General features: G+C 61.8%; 5 protein-coding genes. 3 read left to right on the forward strand and 2 right to left on the reverse strand.

Annotated elements, in window-relative coordinates:
* Both PHW99_RS18535 and PHW99_RS18540 read right to left on the reverse strand, forming a co-directional pair.
* On the reverse strand, positions 1-541 hold a 541-nt coding region (locus PHW99_RS18535), incomplete at its 3' end, for a response regulator transcription factor (RefSeq protein WP_300181260.1).
* A 1-nt stretch (position 542) separates the two neighbouring features.
* Entirely contained in the window at positions 543-1,742 is a 1,200-nt protein-coding gene (locus tag PHW99_RS18540; protein WP_300181263.1) for a PAS domain-containing sensor histidine kinase, read from the reverse strand.
* A 109-nt stretch (positions 1,743-1,851) separates the two neighbouring features.
* Here PHW99_RS18540 and PHW99_RS18545 point away from each other — a divergent pair, with 109 nt between their 5' ends.
* From PHW99_RS18545 to PHW99_RS18555, 3 genes are all read left to right on the forward strand, one after another.
* Positions 1,852-2,040, forward strand: coding sequence for a hypothetical protein (locus PHW99_RS18545; protein ID WP_300181265.1), 189 nt, complete (start codon positions 1,852-1,854; stop codon positions 2,038-2,040).
* A 284-nt stretch (positions 2,041-2,324) separates the two neighbouring features.
* Positions 2,325-2,627 (forward strand): helix-turn-helix domain-containing protein, encoded by a 303-nt coding sequence (locus PHW99_RS18550; protein WP_300181267.1) that lies wholly within the window; start codon positions 2,325-2,327, stop codon positions 2,625-2,627.
* A complete protein-coding gene (locus tag PHW99_RS18555; RefSeq protein ID WP_300181270.1) occupies positions 2,624-2,971 on the forward strand; it encodes a HipA domain-containing protein in 348 nt (115 codons plus the stop codon). Before PHW99_RS18550 ends, PHW99_RS18555 begins: the two co-directional genes overlap by 4 nt.
* Positions 2,972-3,073: the final 102 nt, after the last annotated feature.

The raw sequence follows: 3,073 nt of genomic DNA on the forward strand, positions 1-3,073 counted from the left end.
TTTCGCCCACGCTGTGCCCCATGCTGAGCAGGCGAAACACCTGGTATTCGCGGTGCGACAGGGCATCGACCCCGGCCACCACCGCTTGTGCCGCTGCGCCAGAGCGGCCGGCCGATGCCATGGCCGCTGCCAGCGCCTCGGCCGTGTCGGGGGTGACATACATGCCGCCTGCGGCCACCTTGCGCACGGCGGCCAGCATGTCGTCGGGGTCGGCGCTTTTGTTCAGGTAGCCACCGGCGCCGAGCTTGATGCAGCGCACGGCGTATTGTTTTTCCGGGTAGGTGCTGAGCATCAGCACCGGCAGCTTGGGGTGGGTGCGGCGCAAAATTTGCAGCACTTCCAGCCCGTCTTGCTCTGGCATGGCAATATCCAGCAGCACCAGGTCGAGCCCGGCAGCGCCGCCCAGCGCGGCCACTTGCGCCAGCACGTCTGCCCCGCTGGCGGCTTCGGCCAGCACGCTCACATCGGGCGCATCGGCCAGCACCTGTTTCAGGCCTTCGCGCACGATGCGGTGGTCATCACCAATCAGGACTTTGATCATGCTATGTCTTTGGTAGTGGGAGGCGCAAGGTGAATGCCGACCCCAGGCCAATTTGGCTTGAAATCTCAAGCTGACCGCCAAAATGGCGGGCGCGTTCGCGCATGCCCATCACGCCATAGGCGGTGGGGGCCTCGAAGGCGATGGGGCTGGCGCCGCAGCCGTTGTCTTGCACCGAAATGGTCAGCAGGGCCTGCGCCACCTGAATCCGCAGGGTGATGGCCGTGGCCTGGGCGTGGCGGGCCACGTTGCTGAGCATTTCCTGAAAGATGCGAAACACCGCCATGGCTTCGGGCTCGGGCAGTTCCACGCCGTCGGTGCCCTGCATGTCCCAGTCCAGCGCCAGTTCGGCCGACTGGGCAAACTCGTGCGCCTGCCACTCCAGCGCGGCCCACAGGCCCTGGTGGTCGAGGATGCTGGGGCGCAGGTCGGTGATGATGCGGCCCACGTTGTCCACGGCACGCTCAATCAGGCCGCTCATGTTCTGGCATTTGCTGCGCAGCCGGGTGCGCATGGCTTCGGCTTCATGGGGTGTGCGCTGCTTTTGTTCACTCAGGCGCTTGTCCATCCAGTTCACGTCCATTTTCAGCGCCACCAGCAGGCTGCCCAGCTCGTCATGCACCTCGCGGGCAATGCGGGTGCGCTCTTCTTCGCGCACGGTCTCGGAATAGGCCGACAGTTCACGCAGTTGCCCCAGCGCCACCGACAGCGCCTGGGTGCGTTCCTCCACCCGCTGCTCCAGTTCGCTTTTGGCAGCCTGCAGCGCATCGGCGGCGCGTTTGCGCTCAGTGATGTCGACAAAGGTGATCACCGCGCCCAGCACGGTGTCGCCGTCCATCAGCGGGTAGCTGGAATACTCCACCGGAAAACAATGCTGGTCGCGGTGCCAGAACACCTCGGTGTCGATGCGGCAGGGCAGACCCTGGCGAAAGGCGTTGAAGATGGCGCAGTCGTGCTCGGCGTAGGGCTGGCCGTCAGGGAGTGAGTGATGGGTCAGCTCATGCATGTTGCAGCCCAGCACCTCGTCAGGCTCGCGCCCGATCATGTGGGCCCCGGCGCGGTTGATGAAGGTGCAGCGGCCCGCCATGTCAATGCCGTAAATGCCCTCACCGGTGGATTCCAGCAGCAGGGCCAGCTGCTTTTGCAACACCGGCTCCACGGCGGCGTTGGGCGGGGTCAGAACTGGCTGGCGGTGGATTTGCATGCTGACAGGGCAAGCAATGGCTGTGCCAAGGGGTATTTTGAGCTTTTGAAAATTGTCTGGATGGGATGAAAACGCTATTAAGTGTTTCACCAAACAGCGCCATTGCTTTTTGAACCGTCACGCTTCCAGGTGTGGTGACGAACCACTTACCAGCATCATTGGTGAGCGTGCAGCCGACACCAGCCACTTCGCTTTGACCCTGCGCCAGCTCAATGACACACAGGCCCGCATCGACTGCTCGACGGGGGCCACGCGCTGGCAGATTCTGGAGTGGGATTGCGCCGAGCGTTGTTTCTGAGTCGCACGGCGAACAGGCTATTTTTGTTATAAAAAACATAGCTATTGGCCCAGATAAAACCTGGGCTAAAGGCCAAAATGGCCATTACCCGACCGACACATTAACGATCCGCCTGATGGAGGCATTGACGGTGAGGGATCGTCTTGAAAATCAATGCGATCGCATAGTTTTCGCCATCCTGGTGCGTGGCGATGCTTCAAGATACGCGAGCGCATATATTCTGGTGTGGATTTGACGCAAGCCGACTAAAATCTTTGCAACCGCATAGATTCCGAGGTCTCTAGATGCTGATTCCCATCACTACCGTTGCCGAGCTGGGCATGCTGGTTCGAGCCGCTCGCCACACACAAGGCCTTCGCCTGGACGATGCCGCAGGCAGTGCTGGCGTAGGCCCGGTGTTTGCGGGTGAGTTTGAGCGCGGCAAAGAATCCGTGCAACTTGGCCTGGTGCTCAAGCTGCTGGACGAGGTGGGCTTGCAGCTCAAGGTGGATGTCCCCGACAAAGCCTTGCCTGAGTTCCAGGCGCTGCAGGCCAAGGGGCTTCGTCCGCTGCGGCCTCGCCGTTCCAAAAAAGCAGCCAGCGTATGAGCACGCTGCCTCGGTGCCCGCCGTTGACCGGCTGTACGTGCCAGCGCCGGAGGTCCCTCATTGAACGATTTGACCGGGTACGCGCGCCCGGTGATGCCGCCACGCAGCGCATTCACATCATCGACACCTGCCAGTTGCTCAACAAGTCACGCGCCTTCAAATACCAGCAAGCCAATCTGCAAACCTTGGCCGAGGCCATCAAGCTGTGCCGCCAAAAAGCGGCGGCCCGCATCCAGCTCTACCGCTGGCTGCTTTTCAATGTGCTCGTTGGCAACGGTTGTTGCCGCCGACCGAATTCTGCAGCGGCTCGGTTGCTGCAATCGCTTGGGGCCAGTTTGGGGTAGTCGCCAATGACTGGTGTCCGGCATTAGGCTGGGCCGCGCTCAATCCTTGAGGCGCACTCCCAGGGTATCCAGCTTCTTTGCATACGAGTCCCTGCGTTTTGC

The sequence above is a fragment of the Rhodoferax sp. genome, assembly GCF_028689305.1.
Classification (GTDB): domain Bacteria; phylum Pseudomonadota; class Gammaproteobacteria; order Burkholderiales; family Burkholderiaceae_C; genus Rhodoferax.